Here is a 16,249-nt window from a genome sequence, read left to right as displayed (position 1 = left end):
TTTGTTATCGGTTTAACCGAAGGTTCAAATTAGAGGATTTATTGCCCAGATTCATATACATAGCAGTAAGAACGCCACCTTTACCTAAAAAACTCTTAAAAGTGGCTGGGCTTCATGGGTAATCAGGAATGTTTATGTAGAGTAACTACACCGCACATTTTCCGCCTTGTTTAACCACAAAATTAACAGCAGCAAATCAAAAATCTAATTGGGAACGACCTCGAGGATACATCGTTTAATCGGATGTAAATTAACGTTTGGTTGACAAAAATTAACCATTTTATAATGAGTGATTTGCTACTCTAGAGATATACCCGTAATAATCAGTGAAATTATGAAATGAGCTGTATTACGGGGTTCTAGGAGAAGCAAGAATGTCTTTTGAATCCACCATACCCTTAAAAATTTTAGTCGTAGACGATCACTCGCTAATATACGATGGACTGAGTAGCTGTTTAGCGCCTTATCCTGATATGCAGTTAGTTGGCTTTGTAGAGGACGGGCTTTCTGTATATCAGCAGTGTCTTTCTTTGCAGCCCGATCTTGTTTTCATGGATTTAAAGCTGCCTAAGATGAATGGTATTGAAGTAGTTAAGCAGCTGAAAAGTCGCTGGCCTGAGATTCTTATCATCATGCTTACAGCTGTAGCTGAAGAAAAAACCGCACGGGAAGCATTGGATATCGGAGCAAATGGTTATCTGCTAAAAAACAGCCCCAAATCGACACTATTTGCAGCCATCAAAACAGTGGTCAGAGGAAAGACTTTTATTGACCCCGGCTTAGATGAACAGCAAATTCACGCCTTTGATACTGAAACCAATGATCTTCCGATATTAACTCACCGAGAAAAGCAGGTATTAGGCTTAATTTGTGAAGGTCTAAGAAATCGTGATATTGCAGAGGGGTTAGTGATCAGCTTGAAAACCGTTGAAAGCCATCGCACTAATCTAATGCGAAAACTCAATGCCCACAACGTTGCTGAGCTTATATCTAGGGCTGATAGATTAGGTCTAAGATAATTAATCCTAAAAATATCAGTTGAACGCTTTCAAAATGATTAACTACATGAGATGTAATATGCTTAACTCATCTCATCTTTCACCCAACGAGTGAACGCTCTACGCCCACAAGCTTGCTAAAATGGCAGCTAGCTGTGTTGTAACTTTTGCAAGTAGAGTAACTACTTGCTGCAAGCTTCGCCTTGCTAACCACCATTTTTTCTACGCTTGAGAACGTAGCCAACTGATGTTTTTAGGTTAATGTAAGTAACCTGAGCTCTGCATAAGCAAACCTCTACAGCACAGTTACTTATGCGTATTTCTGGGGTAGAACAGCCCGAAATAGAAACGCACTGTAGAATGAATTTATATTTTATCTATAAAAACAAAACAGTATTGATTTCTTTATACAGAGCTCAGGCTAAGTATTTATTCAACTGCTTTTATGAGTTGATTTAGAAGCTTAAGTTGAGGCAAGGCTAGGCTTTTATTTTGCTCAAGTGAATCTTCTAATATGGTAACTTCTTGTTCAATTTCTTTTAGCGCAGCCAGTCCAGATGTCCCTTTCAAAGTATGAAGCCAATGGTTCGCAAACTGCCAGTTTTTACTTTCGATTGCTGCTTTTAGTGATAACAGCATTTCAGTTAGCTGGCTGTATAACTTTTGATTTAAATCAGTTTGTAACACATCGATCAAAGGGGTGTCAGCTTCTGAATTTATGGTTGGTTGCACTTCTCTTTCCAACTGAAATTCAGCAGCTAACTCTAGCGCTTCATTCAAGCTTCTCAAAGAAATCGGTTTAACCAAATAATGATTAATACCTGCCGATGCTAGTTGTTCATTTGTAAATGATTCTGCATTAGCCGTGAGTGCGAAAATGGGGCAAGCGTTATCAAGTATCTGCTCATCACTACGCCACATGGCCGTGGCTTGATACCCATCAATATCAGGCATTCTAATATCCATCAAAATCAAATCAAAAATATGTTTATGCCCCATATTTATAGCCGCATTAGCTCCAGAGGCTGTATAGGCAGACTGGCCCAACTCTTGTAACATTTGCGACATAATTTCTCGATTAATGTCGACATCGTCTACCACCAAAACTTTTAATTTCCAGGGTAACAGCGGTGGCAGAGTACTTTGAGCAAAGTGGGGTACATCGTGCTGGATCTCACGGCAATATTGCAAAAGTTTGTCGGGTAAATATCGCAATTCAGGTGCCGAAAGCTGGTTTTCAATTGGTGACGTTGGAGTTGCTCCCCACGCTTTTAGTTGCGGATGCAAGTAACTTGGAGCGGGAACTGGGGTGTTCAACAAACTAATTGAGGATTCTGGGGATTGCAGCGGTATTTTTAATGAAAATGACGCACCATGGCCAAAGCGACTGTGGGTGAGAATATCACCTCCCATCAGCCTCGCTAATTTTCTAGCAATGGGTAAACCTAAGCCTGAACCGACTTTATGGTGGCGCCCTTGCACATACGGTTCAAAAATGGTGATGAGTTCATTATTTTTGATACCAATACCCGTATCTTTCACTCGATATTTTATTTGCTTATGGAACAAAGTAACACCAATGGATACATAGCCTTCCTCAGTAAACTTTATGGCATTTCCCAATAAATTAATCAGAATTTGCCTAACTCTATCAGGATCAAATATGGCAAATTCAGGCACGTTATTCTGAATTACGGTAATAAGTAAAACACCTTTACTTTGTGCTTGTGAAGCAATAGTAGACATCGCTTCATCAACCACCTTTAACGTAGAATATCGGTAAGGTTTGAGTTGAATTTGTTTGGCTTCAATACGAGAGAAATCAAGCAAGTTATTGACCAAAGATAATAAAGAATAACCGCAATCAATTGCGGTACGAATTAATTTCTTTTGTCGTTCTGAAGTGTGGCTACTTAAAAGTAATTCTTGCACGCCTAAAATTCCATTAAGAGGGGTGCGGATTTCATGGCTTATGCTGGTTAAATGTTCAGTCTTACGTTGATTGGCCTGTTCGGCTTTTCTTGATGCCGCAAGTAGATCTTGAGTACGCTCCGCTACTAGAAATTCAAGCTTTTGTTGATGCAATTGAATTTTATCCAACATCTCATTGTAGGCATTGGCAATTTCTGAAAATTCACCACCATATTGAGTAGGCAAATGTCGCTTTAAAGCTGGAGTGTTACGATCGCGAATGGTTTGAATATACTCAGCTAACGGGCGCTTTAAAACTATATAAAATATGATTATCAATAGTAAAGTGAACACAATTAATAAGCTAATTGCATGAGGCAGTTTACTTATAAATATCTCTTTGGCGACTGAGGAAACTTCCTGTCTAGGAAAGCGACTGATTAGCGCCCAGTTGCTATGCTGCAATTTGGATATATAAAAATAAGAATCGCCATGGTGAGGATCTATCAGTTGAGATGCTTTTTGTGGATGCTGAAGCTCCTTTAGTATCCACTGTTGTAGCTCGTTAGGTATTGAAGGTATAAATTGATTCTTAGTGGTCAACAATAGCATTTGTTGGTGATTAGACTCTTGATTTAGCTTTGCCAGTAACGGAGCTATATCTATTGTAACGCCATAGGTGTGACCTGTTCTGGAATCTGATAAATTGGCTAAAAATTCGCTTGATTGAGCACCATTTAGACTGTGCCACTGTACTGTTTTTTTGGCAGTTTGGCTTGCTTCTGCAAAATGTTTGGCTAATGATTGTTGCTGAAATTTAGTTAAGGGAACACGACTCATGATCTCTATTCCCATTGAAGTTTTAAGTAATAAATTTGAGTAATGCTTAGCTACCATTTTTTGAAAGAAATGTTGGTGATTCGTGGAAACTGAGGAGTGGTTACCTGTTACATAAAAATATCCACTTTGGGTTCCAGCCATTTCATCAATGTGCGGTAATGTATCACGGTAATTTTTCAGATCCATTTCTACGTTTTGCAGAAAATTATTTGTCAATTCGATATTAAAACGTTGGATCCATTTATGTTGGATTACTGTCTGTGTCTTTTGTTGTTGAAGGATTTGGCGATATGTCTGATATTCATTCAATAGCCACCAAAGGCAGCACACAGTGATAATACTGATCGTCAGTTTTGATACCACAGACAGGGTTTTCATTGAAAATTTAATTCTCCTTAATACATATACTCGTGATACTTGAATAAGCCCTGAAAGTTGCATCTTCAAGTATCACGAGTAAAGAAATACCAATAGAGCTTAGAACAAATTTAACGCTCATGTGTGCATTCAAAACCAAAGAAATTAGAATTGTCCTTCAAGTTTTTAATTTTCACATATACTAAATGAAAGCTGGCTGAATTAATGACAAGTATTGCTATGAAGTCTCTCGCTGTTTAAGGGATTCTTCAGTTTATAAAAGTCGGGTTAATACCTGATAGTTCAGTAGGATACTTCTCTATACATTTAATGACGTAATGGGTGTGGTGACGATATGTTACAGCAATTGATCAAATTGGGGTTATTAAAGTCTCAAGTACCAAGCCCTAAGTCAGACCAATGGCAGTTATCGGATCGAACAGCCTCTGTACTAGAGCATCAGTCCTTGTTGTCGATTGCCATTGAGATTCAGCCGAGTTATGAACCACATGAGGAAAGCCTATGGGTTCACAAGGCCACACTAGTTCTTGCCGCATTTGATGGTGGACAGGACAGTAGTTTGCAGTTGGATAACGAGATGTGGAAGCTCTGGTGTCATTATGATGAATCATTAGACGACAAAGCATTGAAAAAAGCAGTGGCAGTTCAACTTGCGATTGCTCAATACCTTGAAAAAGGCTTTAAAACTAAAGTTGAAAAAAAACCTAAATTTGAGATGAGAATGCGAACATGAGATCACTGATAGGACTGTTTTTCTTATGTTTTATGGCAGGAGGCATTGCTGCACCGTTGAAGGAAATTCAATGGCAAGGTGATCCATTTGTCATGATCAGTCGGGGGACACCACTAGCTGCAGTTTTGCAAGAGTTTGGCAGTAACTACGGTATTCCAATAGTGATCAGCAGCAAAATCACTGATCAGTTTAACGGGCGAATTCAAAATAAGTCCCCCTTGCAAGTGATCAATCAGCTGAGTCGCCAATATGGACTGATTTGGTACTATAACACTGACGTTTTATACGTTTATAAAACCAGTGAATTGCAAAATGAAGTCATACCTTTAAATAACATCTCCACAGCAGATGTGACGAATTATTTAACTAATGCAGGAGTTATAGACAAACGAGCCTGCAATGTTCGTCCCGCCGTCGATATCGCAAGTATCCAATTAGTGGGTGTGCCTGTTTGCATTAGTACAGTGAGTAAATTAACTGAAAAATTAGATGCTAGTGCTCAGCAAGCGGCTGTTAATCATGAGGAAGTGAAAGTTTATAAACTCAATTATGCTTCAGCGGGTGACTCCAAATACAGTTACCGAACTCAAGATGTAGTGGTGCCTGGGCTAGTAACCGTGTTGCAAGAGATGAGTAAAAACTTAAAAGGTTCAGCCAATGCGTCTACAGGTCCCACTTTTGCGGCAGATCCCAGACAAAATGCCATCATAGTGAAAGGGAGTACTCAAGAGCAAAAAACTTATTCTTCCATCATCAGGCAGCTTGATGTGAAACCGATAATGATCGAAATTTCAGTATCTATTTTTGATGTTGATGCTTCAAACTTTAATCAGCTAGGAGTGGAGTGGTCAGCTGCTGCAAAACTGGGAGGCGGTAACATTAGTTTTAATTCAGATACTGGTTCTTCTGGTGGGCGTGCTCCAAGTGGAAATTTTTCATCTGTGATAGGCAATACTGGTAGCTTTGAAATTAAACTAAACGCCTTACAGAGAAATTCAAAGGCTAAAGTACTGTCTCGCCCATCAGTGGTGACTCTCAATAATGTACAAGCTGTACTTGATAAGAACATTACTTTTTATACCAAAGTTTCTGGTGAAAAAGTGGCAGATTTAAAATCGGTCACGACAGGTTCTTTGCTAAGAGTAACACCAAGGATGATTATAGATCATGGTCATAAAGCCGTTAATTTGGTGCTCAATATCCAAGATGGTCAGCAAGGTGCAGCAGTTGAAGGCACTGATGGTTTGCCTCAGGTGCAAAACTCTGAAATCTCGACTCAAGCGACATTGAAGTCAGGTGAAAGCTTACTTATCGGTGGATTTGTTCAAGATAAAGACGAAGAAACAAAAAACAAACTACCCTTATTAGGTGACCTACCATTAGTAGGAGGGTTGTTTCGGTCGACAGGACATCAACGTCAAAGTGTCATGCGACTATTTTTGATCAAAGCTGAACCTGTTAATCAATGAGTAGAGTATGCCGTCAAAATTTAAAATATTGTGGTTAAATGGTCCACTTTCAGGGCGACAACTGGTTATTCCAGAAGGCACATTCACAGTTGGTGAAGACGGTGATGTGTTGGCGGTATTGGACAAGCTAAAACTCATTGAATTTGATGTCAATGAAGAAAAAGTTGAGCTGATAACCCAAACCCCAGTATGGATTGACGGGATAAAACCTGATGAGACCATCACAGAAATCCCTCTAGGCTCAGTGATTGAAATTGAAGGCATTGCATTCATTCTAGGGCTTAGCTCCGAAGAAATTCAGAAAAAGGCAATCCCTAAGCGTAAACTCACTAAAAAGAGAGCCTCCAATTTATTACTGATCGGGCTTTCAGCTTTCTCTGCTTTGCTGATTTTGGCTTTACTTGTCGACCCCGTTGAAGCTCCTCAACACGAAGTTACACCACAAGAATGGGTATCACAGCGACTGACGCTTAACGAGTTGGATGGTATTAAAGCTCTATGGTCAGATAATGGTGTGGTTACTTTTAACGGTTTTTGTGACGACTCACGCAAGCTAGCGCAGTTCATTGAAGAAGTAAAAAATCATGGAATCTTATTTGTTGAACATGCTGAATGTACTGATCAATTGGTGACAGATGTAAGGCAGGTACTTGGTCAAAATGGCTTTAAAAATGTGACAGTCACTCAAGATCCAACACCTGGCAGTGTGACGATTACAGGGGCCATTCAAGCCGGTGAAGAATGGGATAAAGCCGTTAAAATGCTCAAAGGTATCTCAGGGTTAATGAGCTGGCATGTGTTAAATCAATCTGGTGTGCAGTTACAAACTCTCATTGATGAACTCCGTAAAAAAGATTTACTGGCTAATTTAATGTTAACTCAGCTGGATGAGGCTATTGTTATCACTGGAGAAGTGGATCGAAAAGTGGAAGAGAAGGTAATGAAAGCAGCTCGAGCACTGAAACCTATCCAACAAAATGGCATTAAATTGGTGTTTCAGAATATACCTGTTCGAAATGAAGTCAATCGTATTTTAACGTCAGCCATTGTGAGCTTTGGTGGTAGCCACGACGATCCCTTTATTGAACTTGAAAATGGCGTGCGATTATCGCAAGGAAGTGAGATTGATAATGGATATGTGATCAAGTTTATCGACATTAATGGAATAGATTTAAGTAAAAGCGGACAGGTTATCCATATCCCGTTGCTGCTATAAGGAGTAAATAATGCCAAGAATTACCAAGTTAGAAGACAATATTCGAGCTAGAACATATCCAAAAGAATATTATCAAGAGCAAATTGATAATATGAAGCAGGAATTACTGAATTCTAAAGAGAAAAATAAAGCGGCGTTACTTGAGGCTGCCGATGCAGCAGAAAGTGTGGTTAATGTCTTATATAAGCGCTTTAAAAAACGTGTCTCTAAGAAAAAATCAGGTTAAGGGGGCGCTATGAACGAAGTATTACAGGATTTAAAAGCGGTGATGAATGATATTCAGCAGCGTAAAGAAGCAATCAACCGCCAAATTCAAGAGTTTCAATCACTGCAGGCTGAAATCCAATCTTTGATGCAACGTGCAAAAACAGATCCTGAAGCCAGAGAGAAATTGCTTCGTTTGCAGAGAGCTTTCCCTCAAGGGTTTAATCAGCAGCAACAAAAAGTGATGTCTAAAGTCAATGAGCTTGGCCAAAATTTTAAAAAATTGGAGCAGCAGTTTACGGATATAGGAAGTGGGGAAGCACCTGCTCCTGTGGTTACCGCCACTTCAGAAGAAGCCGAGACGCAACCAACTCAAACTGTGCTAGATGTGGCAGAAGATAATAAGCCTAAAGCGAAAAAGAAAAAAGTCAGAAGTTATCTATAATATTAACACTAACATTTACCAACTCGCCTTAAGGATGGGGTATGGGTACGAATAACATTAGTGACCTTGGAGGCCAGATAAAAACGAGTTTTGAAAACTCCGACTCTGATCACTTAGATGTCGCAGCAGCGGTTCAGGGAGATTCTGTTTTTTCTAATGGTATTAATACGCTCTACAACAACATGAATATGTTTTCTGAGCAAGCCAATGATAAATATAAAATGATCACGGAAAGAGCAAACTTTTCTCGTGACGCCCATAATATGTCTAATGAAGTCGATGAGCAAATTGCTAACCTTAGTCATCAAGGCGAAAATGCAACCGTATCACTGCAACCTGATATATTAGACTTCGCTCATCAAGCTAGCCTTACTGTTGATGGCATGGGTATTGACGATTATCTAAAAAAACATGGTGGTAAACTAAACCATATTCAGCTAACTGCGGTCAAAAATGCATTGGATACAGCCTCCAACAAAGCTTCAGACTTTGTTTCTCAGCAGCAATTACAACTGCAAAAAATATTACAAACCTATAATGTTTTAGTCAGTATGATCAACCACATACAAACTCTGTTATCAGAAATGAACAAAAATATTGCCCAAAATATTCGTTAACTAGTAAGTAATCAATTAGATTGCTGATGATTAAAATCAGGGGTTTACCTGATTAAAGCGCTCCTACAACTTAATTACACTCAGGGATAAGGTATTTTCAGTTGGATGAGGGACGGTCTGTCGCATGAGCGCAATTCAAATACTGCTATTTAAGCAACCTGGGAAATTGCATCGGAAAGATGAAGTCATTGAGATTGAAGCAAATCAACTCATTGTTACTTCCGAAGATGTTACAGCAACAGCCATCAGCCGAGATTGTTGGTTGAATGTGTATTGCTACCCAGGAGAATTACACGGTCTATATAACGAAATATCTGAGCTCATTGATACTAAACAAGAATTTAAGCACTTTAGGGCTGATGAAGTAAAATCCATTCCTGTGTACAACAATTTAATTAAGGTTTTTGAGCAGCTTATCTCAAATCGAGAAATGTTGATGAAGTTCGTGTTTATTTATTGTCTCAGCATGGATAAATCTTATTTTTCTAACTTATTCAAATACTTTTTAACTTATAACGATGAAGTCTTGCGCTACATAGAAACCAACTTTATGAAGCCTTGGCCTGTTAATCGTTTTGCTGAAGATCTTAAAGTTGATGCAAGGAAACTTAACTTTATCTTTTACAAAAACTATGGCGTATCAGCCAAAAAATGGTTGTTAGATAAAAGGCTGAGTTTTGCCCGGCAGCAATTGCTAGGTACTGATAAGAAAGTTATTGATATTGCTTATGAAAGTGGTTTTAGTAATAGCTCTCATTTTACTGATGCATTTAAAAAGCGATATTCCTGTTGTCCAACTACACTTAGAAGTAGCGTGAATTAAAGGAGTACTATATATGGATTTAAGTACAGTTGTTAGTCAGTTGTCAGAAATGTCAGCCCAATCAGCAAAAGACATTCAAGGCAATATGCAATCTGGGGATATTAATGATCCAGATAAAATGCTGAAGGCTCAATTCGCGATCCAGCAATATTCCAACTTTGTCGGCTATGAAAGTGCCATTATTAAATCAATTAAAGACATGATTCAAGGCATTATTGCCAAGATTTGATTTTTACTAATCGTTAGGAATAACAGTGAATTATGGAAAGTGAACACAAACAATTATTGGTAGAAGCAGCGCTTGCTGCAGCTAATCATGGCTTAGAAAAAGAATCTTATGCCATCGTTAATGTATTCCCTGATCTAATTGAAGATGAGGAGGATAGGCGTATTTGTACGAGCATAATTTACTTCGCACTAAATGATGTTTATGGAGCGTTAGAGCAATTAAATGCGTGCAATAGTGATTCGGCGAAAGCCTTATTTGTTATCTTCTCAGGTGCAAGGATGAACAATTCAGATAAAGACGTTGCGTTGAACCAACAAATAACAACGTTATCTGAGTGATCGGAGGTCAACATGCCTAATTTAGAAACCATACGCCAACTCGCTGAAATTAATAGAAATAAACAGTTAACAAAGGATGAACCTGAAGCCAACCAGCAGCTTGCAGCCAAATTCCAAGAGCTGTTAAACCTTGGTGCAGGGGATCTTGATAAAGCGGCTAAATTAGAGGCGACAGGAAATGATAATGAATTGATAAAAAAACTGGGTAATCCAGATTTCAATAATAACAATAAATTGGGGCACAGTATGTCTCCGCTTGCCGCTTTAGAGGGGCAACGTCATATTACTAAAGCTGTTATCGAAGTCGATTTATTTGCAAAAATAGCAGGCTCATTATCTCAATCCATTAACAAGCTAGCGAGTATGCAATGAGAATCCGATTTTTATTATTTATACCACTTATTTTGTTATTGGCGGGTTGTAAAGTTGAACTGTATCGTAATCTTTCTCAAGAAGAAGCTAACCAAATGGTGGCTTTATTGAGATTGAATGATATCAGTGCTTCAACTCAGGTGGATGATAAAACAGGCATGGCCACCCTAATGATTGATGAACATAAGTTTATTAATGCCGTAGCTTTATTAAGGCAAAATGGTTTACCTAAACCCAAATATGCCGATATTGAGGACTTATTCCCTTCCGGTCAGTTGGTTACCTCACCAGCGCAAGAAGAAGCTAAAATTGCGTTTTTAAAAGAGCAGCAATTAGAGCGTACATTATCCAATATTGAAGGGGTGATCAGCGCCAGAGTTTCTATTGCGGAACCGACACAAGAAGATCAATTTCAGGTTGAGCAGCAGAAGTCCGCTTCGGTTTACATTAAGTATTCTCCGCAAGCTAATTTGTCGACGAGAGAAAATGACATAAAAGGCTTAGTTCAGAATGCTGTACCAGGACTCAGCTATGAACGTATAAGTTTGTTTTTACAAGCCGCAAACTATGGTTATCAGTCTGCTCCTCCTCTTAAGGACGAAGATATGTGGTCAGAAGTTATCTCCATAATAGAAGAAAATAAAATGCCAGCGGTTATCAGTTTGACATTAATTTTCTTACTGAGTTTAGTGGGCGTTGTTTGGTTACGAAGGCGGTCTTAACGACCGTGTTGTATATTAAGGGTGCGTAATGAGTGAAGATTTTTTTTCGTCAACAAGCGATTCGGGTTTAGCATTACGTCAGGGATTCGAGCTGATTTGGCGACCTACGGCTAGCATGCATCCCAGTTGGTGGAAAAAACTGGGAGTACAAGCTTGGCAAGAAAAGTATGAACCAGATTCAATACTGGGACATCGAATTGAAACTATGATTGTTAGCCGTGCCGGGTTGATCGATGAACCTATGCCCACCAAACTCAATGAACAAGATAACTTACTAATACAAAGGAAAGATAAGCTCAATGAATTGTTATTGGTATTTGGTCTATACAGCTTAAATTGCCAGGATTACTTTTCCCTCAAAACTTATCGACAAGCATTGGAAACAATATTAACTGATGATCAAATACAGCAAGCATGGGCCTTGTGGCCACAAAGGCCTACTTCTAAATTAAAACCTGTAATCAATGATATCGCTGAGAAAGACATCGTTGAAGTTGCATTGCAAATTGCTGTGATCCAGTTTTCTAAAGAATTGACCGATAGTATTGTATGGAGAGCTCTATTGATGACTTTTCCGGCGACCGAGACTGACAAGTTGCCCAAGTCAATAACAGCTCATCTAAAAGCGTTAGATAAGCAGTCCATCAATATGTCCCGTTCGTTAACCCGATTGGAGCGTCTACTATGAGTGCTTTTATGATCAATGTTGAGTCCTGTGAAGTTTTGCGAGGTGAAGAACGCCTTGTTACGGCTGAACTGTTGCAACAGTCGGTCGAGCTTCAAGACATGGAGAAGCAGGTTAAGCGGCGCATTCAAGTTGCGCTTCAACAGGCTCATGAACAACGTGAGCAAGCAAGAGCCGAGTCAGAGCAACTACTTCAGCAAGCCGAAATTCAAGCGCAAGAAAATCTCCAGCTGTGGCAGCAACAAGCTCAAGAATCGGTTATGTCAGAAATGGTGCAATGGGTTAAAGATGAAACTGAGTTTACTGAACAATTGTTACAGGAGCTTCAGCCTAAAATTGCCGAGCAAATACAACGAGTAATCACTCAATGGGCTGGCGAACAAGAAAGTTCTACATTGATTGCTCAAAGGCTAACCGAAGAGGTGGTAGAAAAAGTCGGAGAAGGTGTGTTGACCTTATCTGTAGCCGCTGACGATGAGTCTAAATTGACTGAGTTGTTAAATGACAAATTTACCATTAAGGTCGATCCTCATTTAGCGTCAGGTTGTGCCGAGTTACATTCAAAAGCCTTAACCGCACGTATCGACGTAGAACAGCACTTAGCCACACTATTAGAAATATTTATCAGTAAGCCGGCCACTGACGAGCATGAAATCCTCGCTATAGGTGAAGAAGCCCAATCACAAGAGAATGAAGCTCCAATTGAACCCTAATTGGAACTCAGGAAAATGCCTCTATGAGAGTTGATGGTGCAAATACCGTAAATCTAAACACTCAAACCGAGAACCAATCCGTTAACGGTCAGGTGCACCCTGCTCATAATACAGCGGCTTTGGCTGCTGCTGAATTTGCTGAAGTACAAGCTGAATCAATGCAGGAGGCCATGGACGATATCAGCTTAGGTGCCAGTAACTTTCTAAAAAAACTTTCTAGTAAAAACCAAAAAGATGAAACACGTTTAAATTCACTTGAAGAGCTAGTGGCCAATTTAGAAGGTGAGCAAGCTGAAGGCATGGCTGCTTTAGCCAGCGAACTGGCAGCCTTAAATGATGGCGATGCGATTCTAGCCAAAGTCGGCAATATGAATATGGACTCTGGCGAGGTCATGTTATTACTGGCAACCGTAATATCTTCCGGGCAGATGAGTGATCAAGTAAAAGAAAAACTCAGGAAGAAACTCCAAGAATTGCTATCGGAAGAAGGTGCAGAGTTGGCATTGATCGCTGCGATGGAAGGATTACCGCTGGATCAAGCTGGGCTTGAGACCTTAAAGAATCTCTATCAGCGTGCTGAGCATGGCGAAGCAGGGCTTGCGAAATGGTTTAATCATTTAAAAGAAATGCCAGATAGACGTAAGCGGATTCGAGTATTGCTTAGAGCACTATCCAATTCTTTAAATGAGGATAGCACCAGTACCGATATGGTGAAAATCGTTACTGTAATAGACGATTTAAGGCGATTGCTGATCTTTATGAGTATAGAGGAACACTGCAATGCACTCGCGCGAGCTTATGATGTGAAGTCAGCCGATGTATTAGCAATCAGTTTAGAGCTAATTGAGCAATCTTGGGTTTACGCCGAATGGTTAGAAGGCAAGATAAAACCATTGATAGTAGATGAAGAAAGACAAATCAGCTTTTTGCGTCGTTGGCGAGATTTATTGCTGCAGATCCCAAATACCTGTTTTCGTGAACAAGATCAGCAATCACATGTGGCTGACGCCATGTTGGACTTACTTGATAAATGGTGTGATGAAGAATATTCATGAAATATTTATCATTTTTGCGAAGAAGTCCTAAGCTTATGAAAGTGTTTAATTTCTATACTAATAGGCGTTGATAATTTATGGATTTGCGCTCGTCCAGAAAATTGGAAGAATTATTTCAATTGCTTGAAAAATGGCCTGTAGCCATTGATGAGCATATGGAATATCACTGGACGCCTTATGGGTTAATGCTGGAAATGAGAGAAGAGCGCTTACTGATGACATCGTGGTTGTTAGACGGACAAATTTTGGAACTAAAGCCCTGTTTGGCACGTTGGCATCCACAAATTTTTATGGGAGTTCCACAGCGGCTATTCACCATTAAGCAAAACTTGATGATCAGTTGCTTATGCCCCTCAAGCAGCGAAGGACGGGATTGGTTTCAAATGTTGAAATTACAGCAACAATTTTTAGATAGGGTTGGGTATGGAGCTGATTCATGAACATGATCACTAACTGGCTTCATAAAATATCAGGACGCCATGACATAATTTTAGCAGTCATGCTTATGGTAGCGGTATTTATGATGATCATTCCTCTGCCTACGCCATTAATAGACTTATTGATTGCCATTAACTTAGCGTTATCAGTAATGCTATTGATGATTGCTATCTATATTCGTGACCCTCTTGAATTTTCAGTTTTTCCATCAGTGTTATTGGTGACCACTTTATATCGTCTAGCATTGACCATCAGTACCAGTCGGTTGATTTTGCTCCAACACGATGCTGGTGAAATTGTTTTTACTTTCGGTAACTTTGTTGTGGGTGGCAACTTAGCGGTGGGTATTATCATTTTTGCCATCATTACTATTGTGCAGTTTATAGTTATCACTAAAGGTTCTGAACGTGTGGCAGAGGTATCAGCTCGTTTCTCACTCGACGGTATGCCGGGTAAGCAAATGAGTATCGATGGCGATATGCGTGCTGGAATGATTGACGCTAAAGAAGCGAAAAGGCTCAGAGCAAAAGTGCAAAAAGAAAGTCAGCTTTATGGTGCGATGGATGGTGCCATGAAGTTTGTAAAAGGGGATGCCATAGCCAGTATTATTGTGATTTTTACTAATATTATTGGAGGTATCTCAATTGGTGTTTTACAAAAAGGCATGACAGCTTCGGAAGCCGTAAACACCTATTCAATTCTATCTGTTGGTGATGGTTTGATTGCGCAAATTCCCTCGCTACTCATTTCTATTACGGCAGGTTTGATTGTTACTCGAGTTCCGGGTGAGGCAAGACAAAACTTAGGCAAAGAAGTTGTTAGCCAAATTACAAAGCAGCCATCTTCATTGCAAATGGCTGGAATAGTGATGATTACTTTTGCTGTGATCCCAGGGTTTCCTTGGTGGGTATTTGGTTCTCTTGGTTTTCTTACATTCTTTACCACATGGTGGTTAGGGCGAAAACAGCAGAAACAAAGTGAAGCAGGGGATGAGACCGTTCCATTTGCTGAGGGAGGAGAAGAAGCTTCTGATGACTCAAAGATGCAACCAGGTGCGGTACCGTTGATGCTTTACCTAGGATCAGATACACCTCATCAAGGAATGAAAGAAAATCTACATCGGTTACGGTGGTCACTGTTTGAAAAGCTCGGAGTGCCTCTTCCTGAAATACAGCTGCAGGTAGTAAAAAAAGACATTCCGGGCCAATGCGATATTCATTTATACCAAGAACCTGTGTTGCAGGTGCAACTCAAGCCGGAAGAAGTGCTTTTGGATGTTCCTTTTACCGATCTTGAATCTAGACAAGAGACCATGACTTTTAATGGGCAGAATTTGTTTTGGATAAAGGAGCCACAAATTGCTGAAGCCAAGTTGAAAAATTTAACCGTGGTTGAAGGTGAAGCTATTCCAACGTGCCTGATCAATAAAGTAGTGGATCGCTACATTGGTGAATTTATTGGTGTGCAAGAAACACGTTTCTTAATGGATGCGATGGAGAATAAATATGGTGAGCTTATCCGTGAATTACAGCGCTTGCTGTCGGTAGGAAAGGTTGCAGAGATTTTACAACGTTTAGTAGAAGAAGGGATTTCCATTCGAGATCTAAGAACGATTTTTGAAACCTTGGTTGAGTGGGTTCCTAAAGAAAAAGACGTCATCATGCTTACTGAATATGTTCGTATTGCACTAAGGCGTCATATACGTCGAAAATTTTCTAATCAGCAAGGGTGGATTTCGGCACTCATGGTTGGTGAAGGTATAGAGAACTTAATTCGGGAATCGATTCGTCAATCTACGGCAGGTTCCTATTCAGTTCTGAATAGTGCTCAAACCCAGATGATCTTAAATGCCATCAAAGAACTACTTCCAGATAATCAACAGTGTGCTTTATTAACCTCGCTTGATGTGCGTCGTTACTTAAGAAAAATTGTTGAACGAGATTTGTTTAACACCCCTGTATTGTCATACCAAGAGTTGGGGGATGATGTGGAAATTAAGGTTCTAGATCATGTGGATCTAGTAGGTGAAGCCCTTGATGAAGCCATGAACGCCTAGTGAGAGG

The 16,249-nt window shown here is 39.7% G+C and carries 18 protein-coding genes and 1 pseudogene; 18 read left to right on the top strand and 1 reads right to left on the bottom strand.

The window, feature by feature from the left end; translation table 11 throughout:
• Together D5018_RS10520 and D5018_RS10515 are read left to right on the top strand one after the other, a co-directional pair.
• Positions 1-122 (top strand): annotated as a pseudogene (locus D5018_RS10520) (IS1595 family transposase); the annotation flags it as partial.
• A gap of 252 nt (positions 123-374) precedes the next feature.
• On the top strand, positions 375-1,019 hold the full coding sequence (locus D5018_RS10515; protein WP_121838963.1) for a two component system response regulator: 645 nt from the start codon (positions 375-377) through the stop codon (positions 1,017-1,019).
• A gap of 408 nt (positions 1,020-1,427) precedes the next feature.
• Here D5018_RS10515 and D5018_RS10510 read toward each other — a convergent pair whose 3' ends face one another.
• Positions 1,428-4,127 carry an ATP-binding protein gene (locus D5018_RS10510; RefSeq protein WP_165905041.1) on the bottom strand — a complete coding sequence of 900 codons (2,700 nt, stop codon included), beginning with the start codon at positions 4,125-4,127 and terminating at the stop codon, positions 1,428-1,430.
• Between the two features lie 334 nt (positions 4,128-4,461).
• Between D5018_RS10510 and D5018_RS10505 the strand changes: the two genes are divergently transcribed.
• From D5018_RS10505 to D5018_RS10430, 16 genes are all read left to right on the top strand, one after another.
• On the top strand, positions 4,462-4,860 hold the full coding sequence (locus D5018_RS10505) for a hypothetical protein (RefSeq protein WP_121838961.1): 399 nt from the start codon (positions 4,462-4,464) through the stop codon (positions 4,858-4,860).
• On the top strand, positions 4,857-6,329 hold the full coding sequence (locus D5018_RS10500) for an EscC/YscC/HrcC family type III secretion system outer membrane ring protein (RefSeq protein WP_121838960.1): 1,473 nt from the start codon (positions 4,857-4,859) through the stop codon (positions 6,327-6,329). The genes D5018_RS10505 and D5018_RS10500 overlap by 4 nt, the downstream gene beginning before the upstream one ends.
• A gap of 7 nt (positions 6,330-6,336) precedes the next feature.
• Complete coding sequence (gene sctD, locus D5018_RS10495; protein WP_121838959.1) at positions 6,337-7,545, top strand: type III secretion system inner membrane ring subunit SctD; 1,209 nt, start codon at positions 6,337-6,339, stop codon at positions 7,543-7,545.
• A gap of 10 nt (positions 7,546-7,555) precedes the next feature.
• On the top strand, positions 7,556-7,771 hold the full coding sequence (locus D5018_RS10490) for a hypothetical protein (RefSeq protein ID WP_121838958.1): 216 nt from the start codon (positions 7,556-7,558) through the stop codon (positions 7,769-7,771).
• A gap of 9 nt (positions 7,772-7,780) precedes the next feature.
• A complete protein-coding gene (locus D5018_RS10485) occupies positions 7,781-8,194 on the top strand; it encodes a hypothetical protein (protein ID WP_121838957.1) in 414 nt (137 codons plus the stop codon).
• Between the two features lie 41 nt (positions 8,195-8,235).
• Positions 8,236-8,811: a type III secretion system translocon protein SseB gene (gene sseB / locus D5018_RS10480; RefSeq protein WP_121838956.1), complete on the top strand. Its 576-nt coding sequence runs from the start codon at positions 8,236-8,238 to the stop codon at positions 8,809-8,811.
• 124 nt (positions 8,812-8,935) lie between these two features.
• Complete coding sequence (locus D5018_RS10475; protein ID WP_121838955.1) at positions 8,936-9,634, top strand: helix-turn-helix domain-containing protein; 699 nt, start codon at positions 8,936-8,938, stop codon at positions 9,632-9,634.
• A 13-nt stretch (positions 9,635-9,647) separates the two neighbouring features.
• A complete protein-coding gene (sctF, locus tag D5018_RS10470; RefSeq protein ID WP_121838954.1) occupies positions 9,648-9,863 on the top strand; it encodes a type III secretion system needle filament subunit SctF in 216 nt (71 codons plus the stop codon).
• A gap of 32 nt (positions 9,864-9,895) precedes the next feature.
• Positions 9,896-10,201: an EscG/YscG/SsaH family type III secretion system needle protein co-chaperone gene (locus D5018_RS10465; protein ID WP_121838953.1), complete on the top strand. Its 306-nt coding sequence runs from the start codon at positions 9,896-9,898 to the stop codon at positions 10,199-10,201.
• A gap of 12 nt (positions 10,202-10,213) precedes the next feature.
• Positions 10,214-10,573, top strand: coding sequence for a type III secretion system inner rod subunit SctI (gene sctI / locus D5018_RS10460; RefSeq protein WP_121838952.1), 360 nt, complete (start codon positions 10,214-10,216; stop codon positions 10,571-10,573).
• A complete protein-coding gene (gene sctJ / locus D5018_RS10455; RefSeq protein WP_121838951.1) occupies positions 10,570-11,295 on the top strand; it encodes a type III secretion system inner membrane ring lipoprotein SctJ in 726 nt (241 codons plus the stop codon). The genes sctI and sctJ overlap by 4 nt, the downstream gene beginning before the upstream one ends.
• 28 nt (positions 11,296-11,323) lie before the next feature.
• Positions 11,324-11,983 carry a type III secretion system domain-containing protein gene (locus D5018_RS10450; RefSeq protein WP_121838950.1) on the top strand — a complete coding sequence of 220 codons (660 nt, stop codon included), beginning with the start codon at positions 11,324-11,326 and terminating at the stop codon, positions 11,981-11,983.
• Positions 11,980-12,693 carry a type III secretion protein gene (locus D5018_RS10445; protein WP_121838949.1) on the top strand — a complete coding sequence of 238 codons (714 nt, stop codon included), beginning with the start codon at positions 11,980-11,982 and terminating at the stop codon, positions 12,691-12,693. Before D5018_RS10450 ends, D5018_RS10445 begins: the two co-directional genes overlap by 4 nt.
• A gap of 23 nt (positions 12,694-12,716) precedes the next feature.
• Positions 12,717-13,748, top strand: coding sequence for a TyeA family type III secretion system gatekeeper subunit (locus D5018_RS10440; RefSeq protein ID WP_121838948.1), 1,032 nt, complete (start codon positions 12,717-12,719; stop codon positions 13,746-13,748).
• Between the two features lie 77 nt (positions 13,749-13,825).
• A complete protein-coding gene (locus D5018_RS10435) occupies positions 13,826-14,188 on the top strand; it encodes a type III secretion apparatus (RefSeq protein WP_121838947.1) in 363 nt (120 codons plus the stop codon).
• On the top strand, positions 14,185-16,242 hold the full coding sequence (locus tag D5018_RS10430; protein WP_121838946.1) for an EscV/YscV/HrcV family type III secretion system export apparatus protein: 2,058 nt from the start codon (positions 14,185-14,187) through the stop codon (positions 16,240-16,242). Before D5018_RS10435 ends, D5018_RS10430 begins: the two co-directional genes overlap by 4 nt.
• The last annotated feature ends 7 nt before the right edge of the window (positions 16,243-16,249 follow it).

This window comes from Parashewanella curva (assembly GCF_003675895.1).
In the GTDB taxonomy this organism is placed as follows: Bacteria; Pseudomonadota; Gammaproteobacteria; order Enterobacterales; family Shewanellaceae; genus Parashewanella; species Parashewanella curva.
This window is presented reverse-complemented; position numbering and strand designations above follow the sequence as displayed.